This is a genomic window from Schaalia naturae (assembly GCF_042665795.1).
Lineage (GTDB): Bacteria > Actinomycetota > Actinomycetes > Actinomycetales > Actinomycetaceae > Pauljensenia > Pauljensenia naturae.
Window position 1 is genome coordinate 1,534,516 of the sequence record NZ_JBHTEF010000001.1, and the last position, 19,182, is coordinate 1,553,697.

A 19,182-nucleotide genomic window follows, 5' to 3' on the forward strand; every position below is an offset into this window, starting at 1 on the left:
CGTGCCTCTACTCACACGGACGACGAAGGATGGCCTGTGTAGACTGGTGGCCGGCCGCCCGCAGTGACGTGGCTCTCACGCCCGCGGGCCAGTCGCGGGAGGCCCCGAACGGGGCGGCCCGGCCCGGCGACCGCAAGGGCACGCCGGGGAGGGGAGGAACCGTGCAGCGCATGACGCGCCAGCGCCAGTCCGTGTTCGAGGAGCTCGAACGCCTCGACGACTTCCGCTCGGCCCAGCAGATCTTCGACGACCTCCAGCGCCAGGGGCACCGCGTGGGCCTCGCCACCGTCTACCGCAACCTCCAGTCCCTCAGCGAGTCCGGCGACGTCGACGTGCTGCGCTCGGGCGACGGCGAGTCCCTGTACCGCCTGTGCACCGGCCGCGGCCACCATCACCACCTCGTGTGCCGCAACTGCGGGCACACGGAGGAGATCTCCATGGACGCGATCGAGTCCTGGGTCGCTGAGGTCGCCCGCAGCCACCGCTACACGGCCGTCGAGCACTCCATGGAGTTGTTCGGGCTGTGCGAGGCCTGCACCGCCGAGCTGGGCGACGAGGGGGCCGGCTCGCCCCGGTCCAGCGCGGCCGTTTCCTGACACCCTGTGACGCGGGCGCCCCCGCGCCCGCTCCTACGCTGTCCGGAGACGCGACATCAGAAAGGACCTCCCGTGCCGACTCCGGATTGGGCTGCCTCCGGCCCGCCATTGTTCATCTTCCTCTTCTGCGTCGTCCTCTCCCGGGCACAGGGCACGTACTGGCTCGGTCGCGCCGCAGCCGCCGGTGCCCTCGCCGGCAGTGGGAGCGACGGCTGGCGGGGAGGGTTGGCCCGGTGGTTCGCCGGCCCCGTTCCCCGCAAGGGAGCGGCTCTGCTGGAGCACTGGGGACTGATCCTCATCCCCCTGTGCTTCCTCACCGTGGGCATCCAGACCGCCGTCAACGCCGGCGCCGGACTGGTCCGCCTGCGCTGGCGGACGTATACCCTGGCGATGATTCCGGGATGCGTGGCCTGGGCGCTGCTCTACGGAGCCGGGATGCTCGCCATCTGGATGGCCGTGCTGCAGGCGGCCGCCGGCAATCCCTGGGCCTGGCTCGTCCTGGCCGCCGTCGTGGCGGGCGTGGTCCTCACGGTGCGCCGCCGCCGGCGTCACTCCCCCGCCGACGGGTCGCCCGACGGCTCGGAGGCGGTGCAGGCCTGACCGCCCGCCCGGCTCTCCGGGTCCTCCCGTCCGGTCCCGTCCGCCTGGGCGGGACCGGTCCTCAGCTCGAAGGGGCCGTCGTGGCGTTCCATGCCGGAGGCCACGCTCTTCTCCAGGACCTCGCGGGCGAGCCGGTTCTGGATGACCAGCGGATCGCGTGAGAGGTCCCGCCAGATCGACACGCACAGCGCCAGCATGACGACGACGAAGGGGAGGGCCGTCACGATCGTGACGTTCTTCAGTCCGTTGAGCGCCGTGTCGGGATGGTCCCCGCCGGCCAGCAGCATGATCGCGGCGACGCCTCCCGTCGCCGCGCCCCAGAACACGACGTTCCATCGCGAGGGCTCCCCGGCCCCGTCCTCGGCCAGGCCCGCCATGACGATGGAGGCGGAGTCGGCGCCGGTGACGAAGAAGATCGCCACCAGGACGACGCACAGGCCCACGAGGGCGAGGGACAGCCAGGCGGGCACCGGGAGGGATCCCAGGTACTGGAACAGCACGGTGTCGAAGTCCACGGCGACCGATCCGTCGGGCTGGTCGGCGACCAGGCCGGCCGCGCCGCCGCCCGCGGAGCGGGCGCGCTCGAGAACGCCGATCGCCCCGCCGCCGAAGATGCCGAACCACAGGACGGAGACCATCGACGGCACCAGGAGCACGCCGGTGACGAACTGGCGGATCGTCCGCCCGCGGGAGATGCGTCCGATGAACATGCCGACGAAGGGGCTCCACGACACCCACCAGGCCCAGTAGAAGATCGTCCACGAGGACATCCACTCGGCCATGGAGTCGTCGCCCGCGGCCGCGGTGCGCGAGGCCATCTCGGGCAGATCCGCGATGAACGTCCCGATCGACGTCGGGATGATGTTGAGGATGAACAGCGTGGGCCCGGCCGCGAAGACGACGAGGGCCAGCAGCACGGCCAGCGCCATGTTGATGTTCGACAGCCACTGGATGCCGCGTTCGATGCCGGAGACCGCTGAGGCGATGAAACAGCAGGTCAGCACCGCGATGATGCCGATGAGCAGGGGCGAGCCCACCTGGCCGATGACGCCGCTGTGCTCCAGGCCGCCGCCGATCTGCAGGGCGCCCAATCCCAGGGAGCAGGCGGAGCCGAACAGGGTGGCGACGATCGCGAGGATGTTGATGAGGCGTCCGCCGACTCCTCGGACGGCCCGTTGTCCCAGCAGCCCGGCGAACATCGAGGAGAACAACTGGGCGCGTCCCAGCCGGTAGGTCCCGTAGGCCATGCCGAGCCCGACGATCGCGTACATCGCCCACGGGTAGAGGGTCCAGTGGAACATCGCCGTGCCCATGGCGGTGCGCACCGCCGTGGCGGACTCCGGGATCGCTGTGCCCGGCGGCGGGGAGACGTAGAAGAACAGCGGCTCGGCGACGCCGTAGAACATCAGCCCGATGCCCATCCCGGCGGCGAACATCATCGACACCCACGACCACGTCGAGTACCGCGGGACGTCGTCGTCCGATCCCAGAGGGATGCGTCCGAACCTGCTGAAGGCGACGACCAGCACGAACGCGACGAAGACGGTGGCAGCGATGACGAAGAGCCAGCCGAAGTCCGTGATGACGACGTCCAACGCGGCCGCGGCGAAGGCGCCGAGCCCCTCGGCGTCGGCGATCCCCCAGGCCAGGAAGGCGACCACGACGGCTCCTGCGACGCCGAACACCCATCGGTCCAGCCCGGTTCCCTGTTCACCTCCCCTCGCGTCGGGCGTCGACGTCGACGCATCGGTGCAGGTGGCTTCGGGGGTCCCGTGTGGTCCAGTCATGGATACGTATCAGATCCAGGCCCGTGGACGGCGTCCGTGCACGTCCAGCGGTCCGGGATTCCTTCTCCTCAATGTCAAAGACGGGCAAATACCTCGCCACCCTATCGCCCTCGGAGGTCCCCGTCCACCGATGAGAATCTCTGCTCAAAAACCTTTGACCTCGTCCCGCGCCCTGCCAAAGCGCCGCTCCCTGCCCGCGAACTCCAGCAGGCAGTCCCACAATTCCTGGCGGTCGAAGGCCGGCCACGGCGTGTCGACGAACATGAGTTCGGCGTAGGCCAACTCCCACAGGAGATAATTCGACAGCCGCTTCTCCCCGGAGGTCCTCACCATGAGGTCCACGTCGGGGACATCGGGCAGGTAGAGGTGGCGGGCGAAGGTCCGCTCGGTGACGCCCTCCGGCGAGAGCCGCCCTTCCGCGGCGTCGCGGGCGATCCGGCGCGCGGCGTCGGCGATCTCCGCGCGCCCGCCGTAGTTCACGCACATCACGAGATCGAGCGTGTCATTGTCCTGCGTGCGCTCCTCGGCGCGCTCGAGCGCGTGGATCACGGACTTCCACAGGCGGGGCCGGCGGCCGGACCAGCGCACCCGGACGCCCCAGTCGTCGAGCTGCGGGGTCCGCCGCCCCAGCACACCCGAGGCGTACCCCATGATGAAGCGGACCTCCGCCGGCGAGCGCCGCCAGTTCTCCGTGGAGAACGTGTACACGGAGAGGTAGCGCACCCCGGCGTCGATGGCGCCCGCGATGGTGTCCATCAGCGCGTACTCGCCGGCGCGGTGGCCCTCCGTACGGGGCAGGCCGCGCGCGTTCGCCCACCTCCCGTTCCCGTCCATGACCAGGGCGACGTGGGCGGGTACGTCCCCCCTCCCGAACGAGGGCGGCGTCCATCGCGGGTCGCCGGGTCCGGGCAGCGGGGCGCGGGGATCGGCCGGGGCCCGGTCAAACGGCGTCGGCCGCCCCCCCGCGCCCGACGAGGGCGTCCCCGGCCCGCTCACCGAGCGGCCCCCGCCGCGAGCGCGTCCTCCAGGACGCCCAGCGAGCGCAGACGGCGCTCCAGATGCCACTGCGTGTACGCGGACACGAGGCCCGCGGCCTCCCCCCGGCAGTAGCCCTCCGACGCGTCGGCGGCCTCCCAGTCCCCCGACAGCAGGTCGCCCATGAGGGCCAGGGCGCCCGGCGCGGGAGCGGCGGAGCCCGCCGGCCGGCAGGCCTCGCACACGGCCCCGCCCTCGGGGATGGAGAAGGCCCGGTGGGGGCCTGGGGCCCCGCACACCGCGCAGTCGAAGCACGACGGCGCCCAGCCCGCGATCGCCAGGGCCCTCAGCAGGTAGGAGTCGAGGACCAGCATCGGATCGTGGCGCCGGTGGGACATCGCGAACAGGGCGCCGACCAACAGCAGGTACTGGGCGTGCGCGCCCTCAGGGGAGTCCGCCGTCAGCCTCTCCGCGGTCTCCGCCATGACGGTCGCCGGGGTGAAGAGGTCGTAGTCGCGAGCGAGATCCCGGCCGTGGGAGGCAATCGTCTCCGCCTGAGTGATGACGTCCAGCGTGCGTCCCCGGTGGAGCTGGACGTCGACCACGCTGAACGGCTCGACGCGGGCCCCCAGCTTCGACGAGGTTCGCCGAACTCCCTTGGCGACCGCCCGAACCTGCCCGTTCCCGCTGGTCAGCAGCGTGATGATGCGGTCGGCCTCACCCAGTTTGTGGGTGCGCAGCACGACCGCCTCGTCCCGGTAGGTCCTCAGCATGGAGTCATTGTCCCACCGAGCGGCCCCGCTGCCCGGAGGGGCCCGCCCGGCGCCGCGGCGCCGGGCGGGCCGTCAGCGCGCGCGGAGCGCGCGGTTCACGGCGGAGATCACCGCCTTGTAGGTGGCACGCGCGATCGAGGGGTCGATGCCCACCCCCCACACGATCTGGCCGTCGACGGCGGCCTCGACGTAGGAGGCCGCCAGGGCGTCGCGCCCCTGGCTCATCGCATGCTCGGAGTAGTCCAGGACGCGCACGTCGACCCCGAACTGGCCGAGCGCCCCGACGAAGGCGTCGATGGGGCCCGAGCCCTCCGCGTCGATCTCGACAGGCTCCCCGTGGTCGCGCAGGATCGCGTGGAGGTCGACATGCTCGTCGTCCCCGTGGCTGGAGACCTTCGTCGCCCCGAGCTCGAAGCGGCCCCACGGGGTGAGTCCCTCGGCAGCGGAGGTGGGGAGGTACTCGTCGGCGAAGATCGTCCACAGCTTGTCCGCGTCGATCTCCCCGCCGAAGGAGTCGGTGTGGCGCTGGACGATGCGCGAGAACTCGATCTGGAGGCGCCTGGGCAGCTCGAGGTGGTGGACGGTCGACATGAGGTAGGCGACGCCGCCCTTGCCCGACTGGGAGTTCACGCGCACGACCGCCTCATAGGACCGCCCGACGTCGTGCGGGTCGATGGGCAGGTACGGGAGCTCCCAGATGACGTCGTCCTCGGAGCCGGCCTCGGCGACCGCCTTCTTCCGGGCGGAGAACCCCTTCTTGATCGCATCCTGGTGGGAGCCGGAGAAGGAGGTGAAAACGAGGTCCCCGACATAGGGCGTGCGCGGAGGCGTCGGCATCGAGGTGCAGTGCTCCACGGTGCGGCGCACGGCGTCGATGTCGGAGAAGTCGATCCCCGGGTCCACGCCCTGGCTGAACAGGTTGAGGCCCAGCGTGACGAGGTCGACGTTGCCGGTGCGCTCCCCCTGGCCCAGGAGGCAGCCCTCGACGCGGTCGGCGCCCGCGAGCACGGCGAGCTCTGCGGTGGCGACCCCGGTGCCCCGGTCGTTGTGGGGGTGGACGGACAGGGCGATGTGCTCCCTGTGCGAGAGGTGCCGTGACATCCACTCGATCTGATCGGCGTAGACGTTCGGGGTGGCGCGTTCGACGGTGGCCGGCAGGTTAAGGACGATCTCCCGGCCCTCCCCCGGCTCCCAGACGTCCATGACGGACTCGCAGACCTCCAGAGCGAAGTCGAGCTCGGTGTCGACGAAGATCTCCGGGGAGTACTCCAGGCCGAAGACCGTGTCGTCGTCGAGGATCTTCTCCGCCTGCGCGATGACCTCGCGGGTGCCGGAGACGGCCAGGTCCACGGTCTGTGCCCGATCCGCGCGGAAGACCAGGCGCCGGAACAGGGGGGAGGTCGCGTTGTACAGGTGGACCGTGGCGCGCGGGAACCCGACGACGGCCTCGACCGTGCGCTGGATGAGGTCGGCGCGCGACTGGGTGAGCACGGAGACGGTGACGTCTTGCGGCACCGCGTCCGTCTCGACCAGGGAGCGGACGAAGTCGAAGTCGGTCTGGGAGGCCGCGGGGAAGCCGATCTCGATCTCCTTGTAGCCCATGCGCACCAGCAGGTCGAACATCGCGCGCTTCCGGGCGGGGTCCATGGGCTCGATGAGGGCCTGGTTGCCGTCGCGGAGGTCCGTGGACAGCCATCTGGGGGCACGTGTGATGCGCCGGTCCGGCCACCGGCGGTCGGGCAGGGAGATCGGGTTCGTGTCGAGGAAGGCCCGGTACTTGTGGGCCGGCATCGGGCTCGTCGCGGGTGTGGGGACGTGTGCGGTGGTCTTCATGGTCTCGCCTCTGGTTCCTGTGCGTCTGGCCTGCATCGGCCGGGCATGACGAGCGCCGCGACGAGGATCCGGCCTGTCAGGCCCCGTCGCGGCACAGAAGCAGCAGGCGCTCCGTCCACATGGGGCCAACCTAGACCACGGCGCCGGATCCTGTCACCGCGGCCACGTGGTGGACGCCTCATCCGGCCGGAGCCCCGACGCCGCGCGGAGACTCACACCCTCACCGGGACGGAGCGGGCGCCGAAGGCGCCGGCTTGAGCGTCGAACCGCCCCGGCACGCCCTGCCCGCACTGCGGGCAGGTGCCGCGCGGAGTGATCCGATAATCGAGGATGCGGTACCAATCGCGGCGGATGAGCGCCGCTCCGCACCCCGGGCACGAGGTCGTCTCCCCCGCCGGATCGCGGATGTTCCCCGTGTAGGCGAAGTGGAGGCCCTCCTCCAGGGCGATCTCCCGGGCTCGGCGCAGAGTCTCCGGCGGCGTCGGGGGCACGTCGGGCATCTTGAAGGCGGGGTGGAAGGCGGAGAGGTGGAGCGGCACGTCGGGCCCCAGTTCCCGCCGGATCCACCGGCATTCGCGGCGGATGTCACGCTCCGCGTCGTTGCGTCCCGGGATCAGCAGGGTCGTCAGCTCCACCCAGGTCGATCCCTCGGCGACGGTCCAGGCGATCGTGTCCAGCACGTCGGCCAGATGCGCGCCGGTGGTGTGCCAGTAGAAGTCCTCCGTGAACCCCTTGAGATCGATGTTGGCCGCATCCATCGGGGCGAAGAAGTCGGCGCGCGCGGCAGGCGCCACGTAGCCGGCCGTCACGGCCACGGCGCGCACGCCCGCGTCATGGCAGGCGCGCGCCGTGTCGATGGCGTACTCCGCGTAGACCACGGGATCGTTGTAGGTGAAGGCGACCTGGGGGACGCCCCAGCGCTGCGCCGTCCACGCGATGCGCTCGGGCGTGGCGGAGGCGCCCAGACGGTCCCACTCGCGCGCGGCCGAGATGTCCCAGTTCTGGCAGAAACGGCACCCCAGGTTGCATCCGGCCGTGCCGAAGGACAGCACGGGCGTGCCAGGGTGGAAGTGGTGGAGCGGTTTCTTCTCGATGGGGTCCAGGCAGAACCCCGAGCTCCTTCCCCAGGTGGTGGACACGATCGAGCGCCCTCGGCGCTCCCGCACGAAGCAGAAGCCCCGCTGGCCCTCGCGCAGGCGGCAGGCCCGGGGGCACAGATCGCATTGGAGGCGCCCGTCGGCGAGCAAGTGCTGCCACCGGCCCGTGCACGCGCGCGCCGCGCGCCTAGGGGACGCCGTCGCGCTCATCGCCGGTCGGGCCCCTCCCGCCAGGACTCGACGGTGTAGGTCTCGAACCGGGCGTCATCGGACCACCAGCCGTCCGGCAGGCCGGCCTTGCGCTTGAGGTGGAGCAGGAAGTCGGCGGGGTCCGGCAGCTCGTCCCACACCTGTGGGAGGAACGTCGCCCGGTTGAACGGTCCCGCCTCCAGGACCACTCCGTCGACCCCCGGTCGCAGCGCGTCGCTCACGGACCGCTCCGAGGAGTACGGCAGGGGCGTCCTCTCGGAGAGCACCGACACCTCGATGAGGACGCCGTCGAACTCCGCCTCGGCGAGGGGATCGAAGCGGGGGTCGTGGAAGGCGGCGGCGATCGCGTTGTGCGCGACGTCCTCGCCCAGGGGGCGGTGCGGGGTCAGCGTCCCGATGCATCCGCGCAGGCGCCCGAGCGCCTCCAGGGTGACGAAGCTGGCTCCAGGGCCGGCCAGCCAGTCCGGACGCGACCCGCGCGCCGCGAGATCGGCGACGGGGATCTGCCCCGTGCGCGTCCCCGCCAGACGCGCTTCGACGGCGCTCCGGGCGATCGGCAGCAGCAGGTCACCGGCATCGGTGGGAAGTGTCATGAGCGGGTCTCCTCGACAGTCAGCGCCGCGTACCCGACGACGCGGTCATGGTCACCGGCGACGTCGCCGGAGTTGTGGGCGCCGAGCAGCCTGGGGCGCAGGCCCCGGCGCGCGCAGCAGGTGAGCAGGCCGTTCAGGGGGCTGGCCCCGCAGGCGCGGTCCGCGGGGATGGGTCCGTCGAGGTCGACGATCTGCCGGATCGTGGCCCGGTCCACCTCCCGCGCCCGCTCCGACGTGTGGTAGTGCGAGAGGTCGGAGGAGACCGCGACAACGGTGCCGGACCCGTCCCACAGGGCGTCGATGATGTCGGCGACCTCGTCGGGACGCGCCAGCCCGACATTGAGGGGGACCAGGTCGACATCGCCGAGGACCCTCTGGATGAAAGGCACCTGGACCTCCAGGGCGTGCTCCTCGGCATGGGTGAGCGGGTCGACGCCCACCGGGCGGGCGAGCGGCGTTGTCGCCTCCAGGACCTCGTCCGCCGGGATGCGCAGCGCTCCCGCTGGGGTGGCGAAGAGGTCGACCCCGGGCAGGGCGGCGCCTCGGATCGCGACCCGGTGGGTCGGGCCCAACAGGACGACGCGGCCGATGCCGCCGGCGCGCGGGGCCAGGGTCTGCCAGCCGAGCGCCGCGAGGTCTCCCGACCACATCCATCCCGCGTGGGGGACGATCAGCGCCTTGGGGTGGGGCCGGTCGGGCATGTCCGCAAGCCTGCGCTCGGCGGCCTCGAGAAGGCGGTCCGCCTCCGCCACGATCTCCGGGGCGCGCGCCGGATAGAACATTCCCGCGACCGCGGGCGGCCGCACCGACAGCGTCACGGCGTCCTCCCCCCGGTCGGTCGATCAGTCGGTCCCGAGCCTAGTCCTCCCTGTGCGCCAGCTCACTGGAAACCGGCTGTCCGCTGCCCGAGCTGAGCCGGGCGTGGCGGCGCAGCCGCCCCATCCCGGCCGGGTCGGCCCGGTCCGGGGCGGCACGCGCCACGTGCAGCAGGCGGCGCCGTACCTCTGCGCGGTCGAGGTGCGCGCCGACCGCGACGAGTTCGCCGACCGGCGGCGGCGCCGGCAACGCGGCGACGTGGATCTGGGGACCGACGGTGTCCACGAGCCACCCGTGCTGCGCCCTCGGGCCGCGCGTCCGGACCCTGCCCTTGAGACGGTAGACGCCTTCGGGGGGATCCTCGAGCAGGTCGACCAGCGGGCCCGGTGCCACCGGGGCGTCCAGGGGGAGGCTGACGGACTGGGCGTGCTCGTGGCGGTCGCCGTGCTCCTCTCGCATCAGGCGCGCGATCGGCAACTCGTCGGCGGGGTCCTCTGCGGCCGCGATGTCGAAGATCAGGGCGGGATCGATCCCGCCGCGCCGGGCGATGAGGACCGGGACCCTCGGGTTGCGCCGCGCCACGCGCGCGCGGATGCGTGCCGCCGTCTCCTCCCGCTCCTGTGGGGCCAGGAGGTCCGTCTTCCCGATGACGACGAGAGTCGCGGCGGCGAAACGGGCGGGGGGCTGCGGCCACCGGTCCACCGTCGCGAAGTACTCGAGGGCGTCGATCACCTCGATGAGCCCGCCGGGCCGGACGCGCCGCGCCCGGCTCGCGCGGATCAGCCGGGCGACGGTCAGGGGGTCGGCCACCCCGGAGGCCTCGACGAGGATCGCGTCGAGCCGCAGCCGGGGACGCGCGAGGCGCGCCAGGGCGTCGTCGAGGCCGCCGGCGTCGGGGAGGCAGCACAGGCACCCGCCGGTGATCGCCGCCGCCTGCTCGACCTGCCCGCCCACGAGCGCCGCGTCGACGTTGATCGCCCCGAAGTCGTTGACGACGACGCCCAGCCGCGCGCCGGGGCGACGTAGGAGGTGGTTGAGCAGGCTCGTCTTGCCCGCTCCGAGGAAACCCGTCACCGCGACCACCGGCACCCGCCGATCGCTCATCGTCTCGCTCCGTCCCATCCGCCCACTATTGAGAAACATTATCATCAGCCAGATCGGGGCGCCCGCCCCGCCCGACCCGGCGGAACCGCGAGCTGTCGTCGAGAAGAATGATGCCAGGCTGGGCTTGCCCTGTTGTTTCGGGCACCTGATGTGGTGGGGCCGGATCGTCCTGCGGGAGAGGTGTTGTCATGGGTGCAGGGAACGAGAAGACGCTGAGGCGGTGTCGGAGGTTCACGGCCCAGTACCGGGGTCTGGTGCGGGGATTGGTGGCACCTGATGTGAGCGCACGTGGGTGCGTTCTGGAAGGATGATCACCATGCCTAAGGCCTCTCCCAAAGAGTTCCGCGAGGACGTCATCCGCGCGGCCCGACCAGGGATGCCCCGTTGCGTCAGGTTGCCAGGGACTTCGGTATCGCTGAGTCGTGCCTGCGCAGGTGGATGCGCAAGGCGGAGCAAGCTGAGAACCCTGAAGCTCGGGCGGTTATGGTCGCCCGTCGGCGTGTGGGCCGATCTTTCGACCAGGACCTTGTTGCCGCGATCGTCGCCGTGATGGCGCCGCCTATTGTCACCGCTCTCTTCTTCGCAACGATGTAGCGACCCGAGCCACCCCGCCGCAGCACTTATCGACGTGGCAACACCCCGGTCGATCCGTTTTCGCAGGTCGCTGTTGAGAGGCCGAGGATTAGCGCTGCGGTGGGGTGAATTGACGCCGCACCGGGAACGAACCAGCGAGTACAGAACAACCGCGGTCTGGGGATCGAAGACTCTGCAGGAGCTCACGGCAATTGGTCGAGGATGACCGTGATCAGCGCGACAACTGCAGCGCCCGCGACAAGCAGCGTGACGGCCAGCCCCCATCCGACACTGAGAACCCCCAGTGCCCCGGAGCAATCGACGTTGTCCTCACGCTGAGCATCCACAGATACGAAACGTCCGGCGACCCGAGCCCGCGAGCGCGCGACGAGAACCGCGATCGCGGCGATCACGGCGAAGGCGACAACGGCCACCACGATGGTGCGCAGGATCGAGAGCTTGACCGTCACCTTGAGGACACCCAAGAGAAGCACGACTCCTGACAGGCAGGTGCGTCGCCAGGACAAAGTCGTCCGCTCAATCTGGAGGCCGTCGTCGACGAGGCCAGGCTCGCCGACATGGTTCACTGGCATCTCGGCCTCTGTCATATCGGACGTGTCGCTCACTCGGTTACTCATGCGACTCACTCCAGCGACAGACCGAGGGCGAAAAGCATGACGACGGCGATCAACGCGACCGCGAGAATGGCCTCTGCGATCAAGGTGTTGGGCAGCGGGTCACTGACACGCATGGCGCGTTCCGCCACGCAGCGTCCCAGCCAGGCACCCACCGGAATGAGTGCGCCCGCGGCGAGCAGCACGATGGACACCGCCATCTGCACCCAGTCGGGAATCGGGAGCGTCACCGCGTGGATTGCGACAGCTGCGGCGATCAATGCAACAGCCGTGCGGATCCACGCCAGGAAGGTGCGTTCGTTGGCCAGGGAGAATCGCGGGTCGGGTTCCTTGCCATTGGCGAAGATCCAGCGCGGGGTCCGCTTCTTCGGCTGAGAATCCGGCACGGGCGCGGTATTGTCCGATGCGGGAACGGACCCCACTGCAGCGTTGGGTGCCTTTTCCGCGTCATCGTCGACAACAGCGTCCTTCATACCGAGGTTCTCCTCACGTCGCTTCTCCCCTTCAGACACACGAATTGTAAGTATGTCAGGACATGTGCCCACCCTTCCGCCCATGCAACGCGCTGCATGCAACATGCCTGACAGGCTCGATGCCCGCCCGAGCACACACTCACCCGGGCGGGTACAGATCTCAAGCCAGCACAGCGGGCCTCACACCTTCATATTCACATCACTTTCGACTCAGAAGGCTCCAGGTTCATCCCCAGCCCCAAGTTGAGCCCCGTCCTCGTCGTGGTGATAGGTCGACTCATCCAGGCCTGACATGGTCGGGTCGTAGTCAAGGTCCCCCACCTCATACATGGAAGACATCCAGTGATAGAAGTTGTCACCGCGGTCGCGTAGCCGCGTGTACAGGATGTGCAGCATCTCGTTGCGCGGCCTCCGCAGCAGCGGGTCCTCATAGCGGTTCTGCAGCTCGTTCGGGTCGGCTTCGAGGTCGTAGAACTCGTTGCGGGACTCGGGGTTGACGACCAGCTTGTACTTGCGTCCACGCAGCATGCGCTGGGCGACCGGGAAGTGGTGTCCGTGGAACTCCGCCAACACGTAGGGATCCCACTCGACGTCTTCGCCACGCGCGATCGGCATCAGCGACCGGGAGTCGACAGCCGGGGAGGGATCCAATCCGGCCAAGTCCAGGAAGGTGGCGGGCAGGTCCAGCAGCGTCACGAACTCGTCGCGCACCTGGGGCGCGCATCCGGGGACATGGATGATGCCACCGGTGTGGTAGATATCGTCGTACATGGCTGGGCCCTTGTCGTGCAGGCGGTGGGACCCGGTGAACTCGCCGTGGTCGGAACTGAACACGACAGCGGTCTCGTCGGCCAGTCCCAGGCGCCTCATGGCGTCCATAATGCGACCGAACTCCATGTCGACCATGGTGACGTAGCCCCAGTAGATGGCGATGAGCTTGCGGTCTTGCTCCTCGCTCATGGTGTCGAAGGCCCAGTGCTGGGAGTAGTTGCGCTGGATGGCCGGCTTGTCCGAGAAGTCCTCGGCCACCGAGGCGGGCAGTCGGATGTCCGCAGGGTCGTACATGTCGAAGTACTCGTCGGGGATGACGTAGGGCAGGTGCGGGCCGGAGTAGGAGGCCAGCAGGAAGAACGGCTGACCTGTGGTTTTACGGTCGGCAGCGTATTTCTCCATCATCTCGATGGTCTTGTTGGCCAGGTAGTGCTCGAAGGTCGCCTCGACGGGCTGCTGGAGGCGGGCGGCCAGTAGGTTGCCGGTCTCCCCGTTCGGGAAGGTCCCGCGGTAGCGGTCGGTGATCTCGTAGGGCGGGAACCCGTTGTCCTCGAGGTACTTGAGGTAGTCGGGGTGGTCGATGGCGTTGTGCCATCCGGGGTAGTTCAGCCCGTCCATGCCGAAGTCGTTGGCGGTGCGCACGGTGCCGGCGTGCCATTTGCCGACCAGTCCGCAGTTCCAGCCGTTGTCGCGCAGCTCCTGGGTGAAGGTCCACTGGTCGGCAGGCAGGTCTTCGATGTATCCGACATTGCGTTCCTGGTTGGCCAGCAGCTTGTGCCGGAAGGGCGCGTAGCCGGTGAACAGAGAGGCGCGCGCAGGCGTGCAGATGGCGGTGGGTGTGTACCACTGCGAGAAGCGGGTGCCGTTCTCCGCGATCGAGTCGATGGTGGGGGTCTGGCAGATGGGGTTGCCGTAGCAGCCCAAGGTGTCGGCGCGATGCTGATCGGTCATCAGCATGAGGATGTTCATTTTCTTGTCCGGCGCGACGGCGTCGGCCCCTGTTGCGGGCATGAGTGCCTCCTTGGTGGGTAGATAAACGAGGACGAAAGGACGATCTCGGGACTCAGTTCCCGAGTTTGTCCATCTCTTCAAGCTCCATGTTCTTGGTCTCGGGCACGACCTTGAGGACGAAGATGATGGAGACGAATGCGACGACCGCGTAGATCGCGTAGGTGGTGCCGATCGACCAGGCTGCAAGCACCGGAAAGGTCAGGGTGACGACGAAGTTGGACATCCACTCGGCGGCACCGGCCACGGAGGTCGCGGCCCCGCGGATGCGGTTGGGGAACATCTCACCGATGAGGACCCACATGATCGGGCCCCAGGTTCCGGCGTAGGAGAACACGTAGAGGCACAGCGCGATGAGGGCGAGGACCGCGAGTCCGGGGTGGCTGGCCAGATCGGGGGTGGTGGAGCCGTCGGCGCCGGTGACCTTGGGGGCGCTCAGCATGATGGCCGCGGTGGCGAGGAGCGCCAGGAACATGGAGATGGATCCGAAGAGGAGGAGGGGCCGGCGTCCGACGCGGTCGACCAGGATCATGCCGAGGATGATGGCTGCGACCTTGCAGCCGGTGAGGATGAGAGTCTGCTGAAGGGCAGCTGCCTCACCGAATCCGAGAGTCGCGAAGATGGTCGTCGAGTAGTAGAAGATCGCGTTGATGCCGACGAACTGCTGGAGGGCGGCGAGGATGACGCCGATCCACACGACTCGCTGCAGGTTGCGCCCCGACTTGTTCAGCAGGACCTCGAAGCCTCGATGGTCGTCGCTTCCCAAGGACTTGTGGATTTCCTCCACGCGCACATCCACGGATCCGTCGACATCACCGATGGTGTCGGAGAGGACCTTGTGAGCCTCGTCGAGCTTGCCCACGGAGATGAGGTAGCGCGGGGACTCGGGGATGAACTGTGCGGAGATGAAGTAGATGATGCCGCCGACGGCCACGGAGAGGAAGGCCCACTGCCAGACCTCCAGGCCGATCCCCATGAAGTGGAGGACACTGGTGGACTTGGGGGCGTCGCCGCTGGGTTCGGCTGCTGCGGCCAGCAGGTTGTCACCCAACAGGCCGCAGACGAACAGGCCGATGATGAGCATGAACTGACGCAGGGACACCAGTGTTCCACGCAGATCGGCTGGTGCGATCTCAGAGATGTAGGCCGGAGCGATGGTCATTGCGGCGCCCATCGCCAGGCCGGAGAAGAACCTCCAGAAGAAGAAGAGCCCCATCGAGGATCCGATGAAGGCAGTGCCCACCGAGGAGATGATGAAGAGGATGGCCGCGATCTCCATGATGATCTTGCGGCCGATCTTGTCGGAGAGCCGACCGGCGATGAATGCGCCGAGCACGGCGGTGAGAACACCGAAGGCGACAGCGAATCCGATGAGGCCATTGCCGGCCTTCGTGTGGTAGGCCAGGGCGTTCTTGATGACGTTGAGCGCCATGGCGTCCCAGCCGAACATCAGGCCCGAGATGGATGCAACGACCGAGGCCCAAACTGCTCGGTGGCGGGCCCGACGCACGGCAGGGTGCATCTTCGCCGACGTGGTTGACACTGACATTGTCAGAGGTGTCCTTCCTCATAGGGATCCGGGTCCGGTACAGCTGTGTCACCGGCCCCGTCTACTCGCAATGAATCAAGTGCTGGGAGCTCCTGGCGGATGACGGCGAGTGCGCCCCCGCGGGAGGCGGCCACCTCCCCGAGGACTCCGCGCGTAACGGGAGCTGGGGTGAAGCGCGGGCCAAGGCCCGCTCGGCAGGTCTCGCTGGCCACCCGAAGCACAGTGTCGTCCAGTTGGACGATGTCACCGGAGACGATGATGCGCGCCGGGTCGACCAGGATGGAGGCCTCGATGAGGGCTTCCCCAAGGGCACGGCCCGCCCTCGTCAATACGTTGATCGCCCGCGGATCATCTGCCTGTACGGCGATCCGGAGGTCCGCGACCGTATCGACGGCCAGGCCGGAGCATCGGCAGGCGCGCAGCACCGCGGAGGTGGAGGCGAAGGTCTCCAGGCATCCGCGTCGCCCGCAGCGGCACAAGTCTCCGTCACGTTCCACGGTCATGTGCCCGATCTCGCCGCCCATGCCCGAGGCCCCGCGCTCAATGCCCTCAGGTCCGACGACGGCGCCGCCCACCCCGTGGAAAAGTCGCACGTGGAGGGTGGCGTCGCCGGGGTGTTGGACCATGGCGAGGTGTTCGGCGTAGGCGGCGAAGCGGATGGTGTTGTCGATCATGACGGGGCAGGCGTAGCGGGCGGAGAGACCCTCGACGTAGGGGTACCAGGGTTCGTCGGCGTAGGCCGATGGGCCGTTGCCGGATTCACCCGCATGCACCCACTGGTGGTCGATATGGATGGGCCCGAACAGCCCGACCGCAAGCGCGCGCAGGGGGCGCATCTGCTCCGGCGTCACGTCCAGGTCCGCCAGCAGGGACTGCGCGACGGCGATGCGTTCGGGCCACGGTGCCGCATCCTCGACGGGGCGCCCGGTGGTGGCGATGACGTCGCCGAGGATATTGAGGGCCGTGATGTGCACCCATGCGTGTGCCAGGTCGATGCCGATGGCGCTCACTGCGTCTCGATCCAGGCTGACGAGTTCGCTGGGCCGCCCGCGTCCGCCTTGTTTCTGGTGTTCGCCGGCACCGACGGTGCCGCGCTCGATGAGGGTCGCCAGCACCTGGGAGACGGTCGAGCGTCCGAGTCCGGCGCGTTCCGCCAGCTCTGCCCGCGACACCTCCCCGGCATTCGCGAGGGCGCAGATGATCTCTGCCTCGTGAATGCGCTCGATCGCTTGCTGCGACTTCCCTGTCACCATGGCGTTCAATGTATGGACTTCTTTTTCTGCTGTTCTGACCTGACAAAAATGACCCCAATTTTGTCATCAAGATCACGGCTCCCCGTGGGACGGCTGGTTCTTTGCCTGAGATTCTGCCGATTGGAGGCGACAAAATGACGCGGGACAATCGCCATGACAGGCCAAGGAGGACCAGTGATGACGACATCCACCGGCTATGAATCAGTTCCCATCCACGTCATGACGCCGTGGGATGGCCCGCGCGGGCAGCGTGTGCATTTCGGCGGCGAGGGACCCGTCGCCGTCGAGGTCTGTCCCGCCGACGGCTGCCGAATCGTCTCCTTGCGCGCCTTCGGCCGCGAGTTGCTGCGCCAGTGGAGTCCGGGCCGGGCCGTCTACCAATATGGCGCATTCCCCATGGTGCCGTGGGTCGGGAGACTGGGCGGGGGCCTGCTCTATTGGCAGGGCCGCACCTATCAGATGCCCGTCAATAACGCCCCGCATGCCCTTCACGGATTCGGTTGCTTCGGCTCGTGGACCGTCCTCGACAATGGCGGGTTCGGATGTGATTTGGGGGAATGGTGGCCGTGGCCGGCAACGGCGGGATTCCGCGTCGCGGTCGATGGCGCTACGGTGCGCCTCACGCAGACCGTGACGGCCGGCCCGCAGTCCTTCCCCGCCCAGTTGGGCCTGCACCCGTGGTTCCGCCGTCATATTGACGAGGACGAGGCGGACGGCGCGGCTCGGATGACGATGACGCCCGCATGGCAGGCTCAGCGCGGTGCGAACGGGCTGCCCACCGGGGTTCGCATTCCACCCCAGCCCGAGCCTTGGGATGATTGCTTCGGTTTCGACTCGGGCATGTCCTGCCGCATCGACTGGGATGAGGTGACGATGCGCATGGAGTCGAGTGCGCCATGTGCGACGGTGTTCTCCGTACCCGAGGACGCGGTGTGTGTGGAGCCGCAGACGTCGGTGCCCAATGTCCTGAACTCGGATCCGGCCGCGACGGTGGTGGAGGCCGGACAGACGCTGACCCTGGAGACGACGCTCACGTTCTCGCGCCAGTCGAGCGCTGTTAAGTCCGAGAGATCTGTTCCTCGGAGGAGCGCCCTGTGACCACCGCTATCCCGCGCCAGCAGACGGCCGAGCCGGCCGCGCCGCGCATGCATTTCTCGGCCCTCGCGAAACCCGCGGGGGCGGCCTGCAACCTCGATTGCACATACTGCTTCTTCCTGTCCAAGGAGTTGCTCTACGACGAGGCCGGCCAGCGCATGAGCGACCACGACCTGGAGCGCTTCATCTCGGACTTCCTGGATTCCCAGCCAGACGGCGACGTGTCGATCGAATGGCAGGGCGGGGAGCCCACCCTGCGCGGCCTCCCCTTCTTCAAGCGCGCGGTGGAGCTGTCCGAGAAGTACCGCCGCCCCGCCCAAGACGTCACCCACTCCATCCAGACCAATGGCACGCTCATCACCGATGAATGGGCTGACTTCCTGGCCGAGAACCACTTCCTCGTGGGTCTGTCCATAGATGGTCCGGCCCAGTACCACGACGTCTATCGGGTCAATAAAGCGGGTCGCGGCACACAGGCCCAGGTGCTGCGCGCCTGGGAGATCCTCCAGCGCCACCACGTCGATACGAATATCTTGTGCACGGTTCATGCCGGCAACGCCGACCATCCCCACGAGGTCTACCGCTACTTCCGCGACGCCCTGGGCGCGGAGTTCATCCAGTTCATTCCGATCGTCGAACGCGTGACCCCCGCCCAGCGCGATATCGCCGAGGCCGGCTGGCACGGGCAGGGCGAGGAACGCCCGCTGTATCGCCAGCGCGGCAGCGATGTCACCTCGCGCTCGGTGGGCCCCGAGCAGTGGGGGGCCTTCCTCTCCACGATCTTCGACGAATGGGTGAAACGCGATGTGGGGCGCGTCTTCGTGCAGCTCTTCGATGTCACGGTGGGCAACGCCATGGGAATCTACACGTTGTGCACCCACTCCCCCACCTGCGGAAACGCGATCGCCGTCCTGCACAATGGCGACGTCTACGCCTGCGACCACTACGTGGAGCCCGCCTACCTGCGCGGCAATATCGCCACCGAGTCGATGCGCGACATCGTCGCCTCCCCCGAGCAGCGCCGCTTCGGCATGAGCAAGATGACCGAGCTGTCCGCACAATGCCAGGCCTGCGACGTGCGCTGGGCCTGCCAGGGCGGCTGCCCGAAAGACCGCTTCGTGAAGACCCTCGACGGCCGCGAGCTCAACTACCTGTGCGAGGGCTACCGCACCTTCTTCCGCCACGCGCAGCCCGATGTCGCCGCCATGGTGAGCCTGGTGCAGTCGGGTCGGAAGGCCTGCGGAATCATGGACATGCCGCGCGACGAGGACGGGCGGCTGCTTCAGCCCGTACCCACGGCAGGGGCCCAGGGACCCGAGCCCACCATGTCTGAGCGCTCAAGTGGTCGGCCCGGGAAACCGAAGGCCAAGGTCAAGCCAAAGGCCCGAGCAAAGAAGGGCGGCAGGCGCCGGCGCTGAGACTGCCGGTCCCGGGCTTGCTG

17 protein-coding genes are annotated in these 19,182 nt (G+C 68.7%); 4 read left to right on the forward strand and 13 right to left on the reverse strand.

Going from position 1 to position 19,182, the window contains the following annotated elements; all coding sequences use genetic code 11:
- Window positions 1-161: 161 nt before the first annotated feature.
- A complete protein-coding gene (locus ACFQWG_RS06800) occupies window positions 162-596 on the forward strand; it encodes a Fur family transcriptional regulator (protein ID WP_380976268.1) in 435 nt (144 codons plus the stop codon).
- Window positions 597-668: 72 nt separating this feature from the next.
- Window positions 669-1,196: a hypothetical protein gene (locus ACFQWG_RS06805; protein WP_380973512.1), complete on the forward strand. Its 528-nt coding sequence runs from the start codon at window positions 669-671 to the stop codon at window positions 1,194-1,196.
- Here ACFQWG_RS06805 and ACFQWG_RS06810 read toward each other — a convergent pair.
- The 13 genes from ACFQWG_RS06810 to ACFQWG_RS06870 all read right to left on the reverse strand — a co-directional run bounded on the left by ACFQWG_RS06810 (window position 1,145) and on the right by ACFQWG_RS06870 (window position 16,646).
- Complete coding sequence (locus ACFQWG_RS06810) at window positions 1,145-2,983, reverse strand: BCCT family transporter (RefSeq protein WP_380973515.1); 1,839 nt, start codon at window positions 2,981-2,983, stop codon at window positions 1,145-1,147. The genes ACFQWG_RS06805 and ACFQWG_RS06810 overlap by 52 nt on opposite strands.
- 144 nt (window positions 2,984-3,127) lie before the next feature.
- Window positions 3,128-3,979: an isoprenyl transferase gene (locus tag ACFQWG_RS06815; RefSeq protein WP_380973519.1), complete on the reverse strand. Its 852-nt coding sequence runs from the start codon at window positions 3,977-3,979 to the stop codon at window positions 3,128-3,130.
- On the reverse strand, window positions 3,976-4,731 hold the full coding sequence (recO, locus tag ACFQWG_RS06820; RefSeq protein ID WP_291496947.1) for a DNA repair protein RecO: 756 nt from the start codon (window positions 4,729-4,731) through the stop codon (window positions 3,976-3,978). Before recO ends, ACFQWG_RS06815 begins: the two co-directional genes overlap by 4 nt.
- Window positions 4,732-4,803: 72 nt before the next feature.
- On the reverse strand, window positions 4,804-6,564 hold the full coding sequence (gene leuA / locus ACFQWG_RS06825) for a 2-isopropylmalate synthase (protein WP_380973523.1): 1,761 nt from the start codon (window positions 6,562-6,564) through the stop codon (window positions 4,804-4,806).
- A 212-nt stretch (window positions 6,565-6,776) separates the two neighbouring features.
- The gene (gene amrS, locus ACFQWG_RS06830) at window positions 6,777-7,871 is read right to left on the reverse strand and encodes an AmmeMemoRadiSam system radical SAM enzyme (protein ID WP_380973526.1); all 1,095 of its coding nucleotides are present in this window, start codon (window positions 7,869-7,871) and stop codon (window positions 6,777-6,779) included.
- Window positions 7,868-8,464 (reverse strand): AmmeMemoRadiSam system protein A, encoded by a 597-nt coding sequence (gene amrA, locus ACFQWG_RS06835; RefSeq protein ID WP_380973529.1) that lies wholly within the window; start codon window positions 8,462-8,464, stop codon window positions 7,868-7,870. The genes amrS and amrA overlap by 4 nt, the downstream gene beginning before the upstream one ends.
- Complete coding sequence (gene amrB / locus ACFQWG_RS06840) at window positions 8,461-9,282, reverse strand: AmmeMemoRadiSam system protein B (RefSeq protein WP_380973531.1); 822 nt, start codon at window positions 9,280-9,282, stop codon at window positions 8,461-8,463. The genes amrA and amrB overlap by 4 nt, the downstream gene beginning before the upstream one ends.
- A gap of 40 nt (window positions 9,283-9,322) precedes the next feature.
- Window positions 9,323-10,384, reverse strand: coding sequence for a CobW family GTP-binding protein (locus ACFQWG_RS06845; protein ID WP_380973534.1), 1,062 nt, complete (start codon window positions 10,382-10,384; stop codon window positions 9,323-9,325).
- 776 nt (window positions 10,385-11,160) lie between these two features.
- Window positions 11,161-11,583: a DUF202 domain-containing protein gene (locus ACFQWG_RS06850; protein ID WP_380973537.1), complete on the reverse strand. Its 423-nt coding sequence runs from the start codon at window positions 11,581-11,583 to the stop codon at window positions 11,161-11,163.
- 17 nt (window positions 11,584-11,600) lie between these two features.
- Window positions 11,601-12,065 (reverse strand): YidH family protein, encoded by a 465-nt coding sequence (locus ACFQWG_RS06855; protein ID WP_380973540.1) that lies wholly within the window; start codon window positions 12,063-12,065, stop codon window positions 11,601-11,603.
- A 210-nt stretch (window positions 12,066-12,275) separates the two neighbouring features.
- Window positions 12,276-13,847, reverse strand: coding sequence for a sulfatase-like hydrolase/transferase (locus ACFQWG_RS06860; protein WP_380973543.1), 1,572 nt, complete (start codon window positions 13,845-13,847; stop codon window positions 12,276-12,278).
- A gap of 52 nt (window positions 13,848-13,899) precedes the next feature.
- Complete coding sequence (locus tag ACFQWG_RS06865; protein ID WP_380973546.1) at window positions 13,900-15,393, reverse strand: sugar porter family MFS transporter; 1,494 nt, start codon at window positions 15,391-15,393, stop codon at window positions 13,900-13,902.
- Window positions 15,394-15,395: 2 nt separating this feature from the next.
- Complete coding sequence (locus ACFQWG_RS06870; RefSeq protein WP_380973549.1) at window positions 15,396-16,646, reverse strand: ROK family protein; 1,251 nt, start codon at window positions 16,644-16,646, stop codon at window positions 15,396-15,398.
- A 177-nt stretch (window positions 16,647-16,823) separates the two neighbouring features.
- Between ACFQWG_RS06870 and ACFQWG_RS06875 the strand changes: the two genes are divergently transcribed.
- Entirely contained in the window at window positions 16,824-17,744 is a 921-nt protein-coding gene (locus tag ACFQWG_RS06875) for an aldose epimerase family protein (protein WP_380973552.1), read from the forward strand.
- Window positions 17,741-19,159, forward strand: coding sequence for an anaerobic sulfatase maturase (locus ACFQWG_RS06880; RefSeq protein ID WP_380973554.1), 1,419 nt, complete (start codon window positions 17,741-17,743; stop codon window positions 19,157-19,159). The genes ACFQWG_RS06875 and ACFQWG_RS06880 overlap by 4 nt, the downstream gene beginning before the upstream one ends.
- Window positions 19,160-19,182 lie beyond the last annotated feature (23 nt).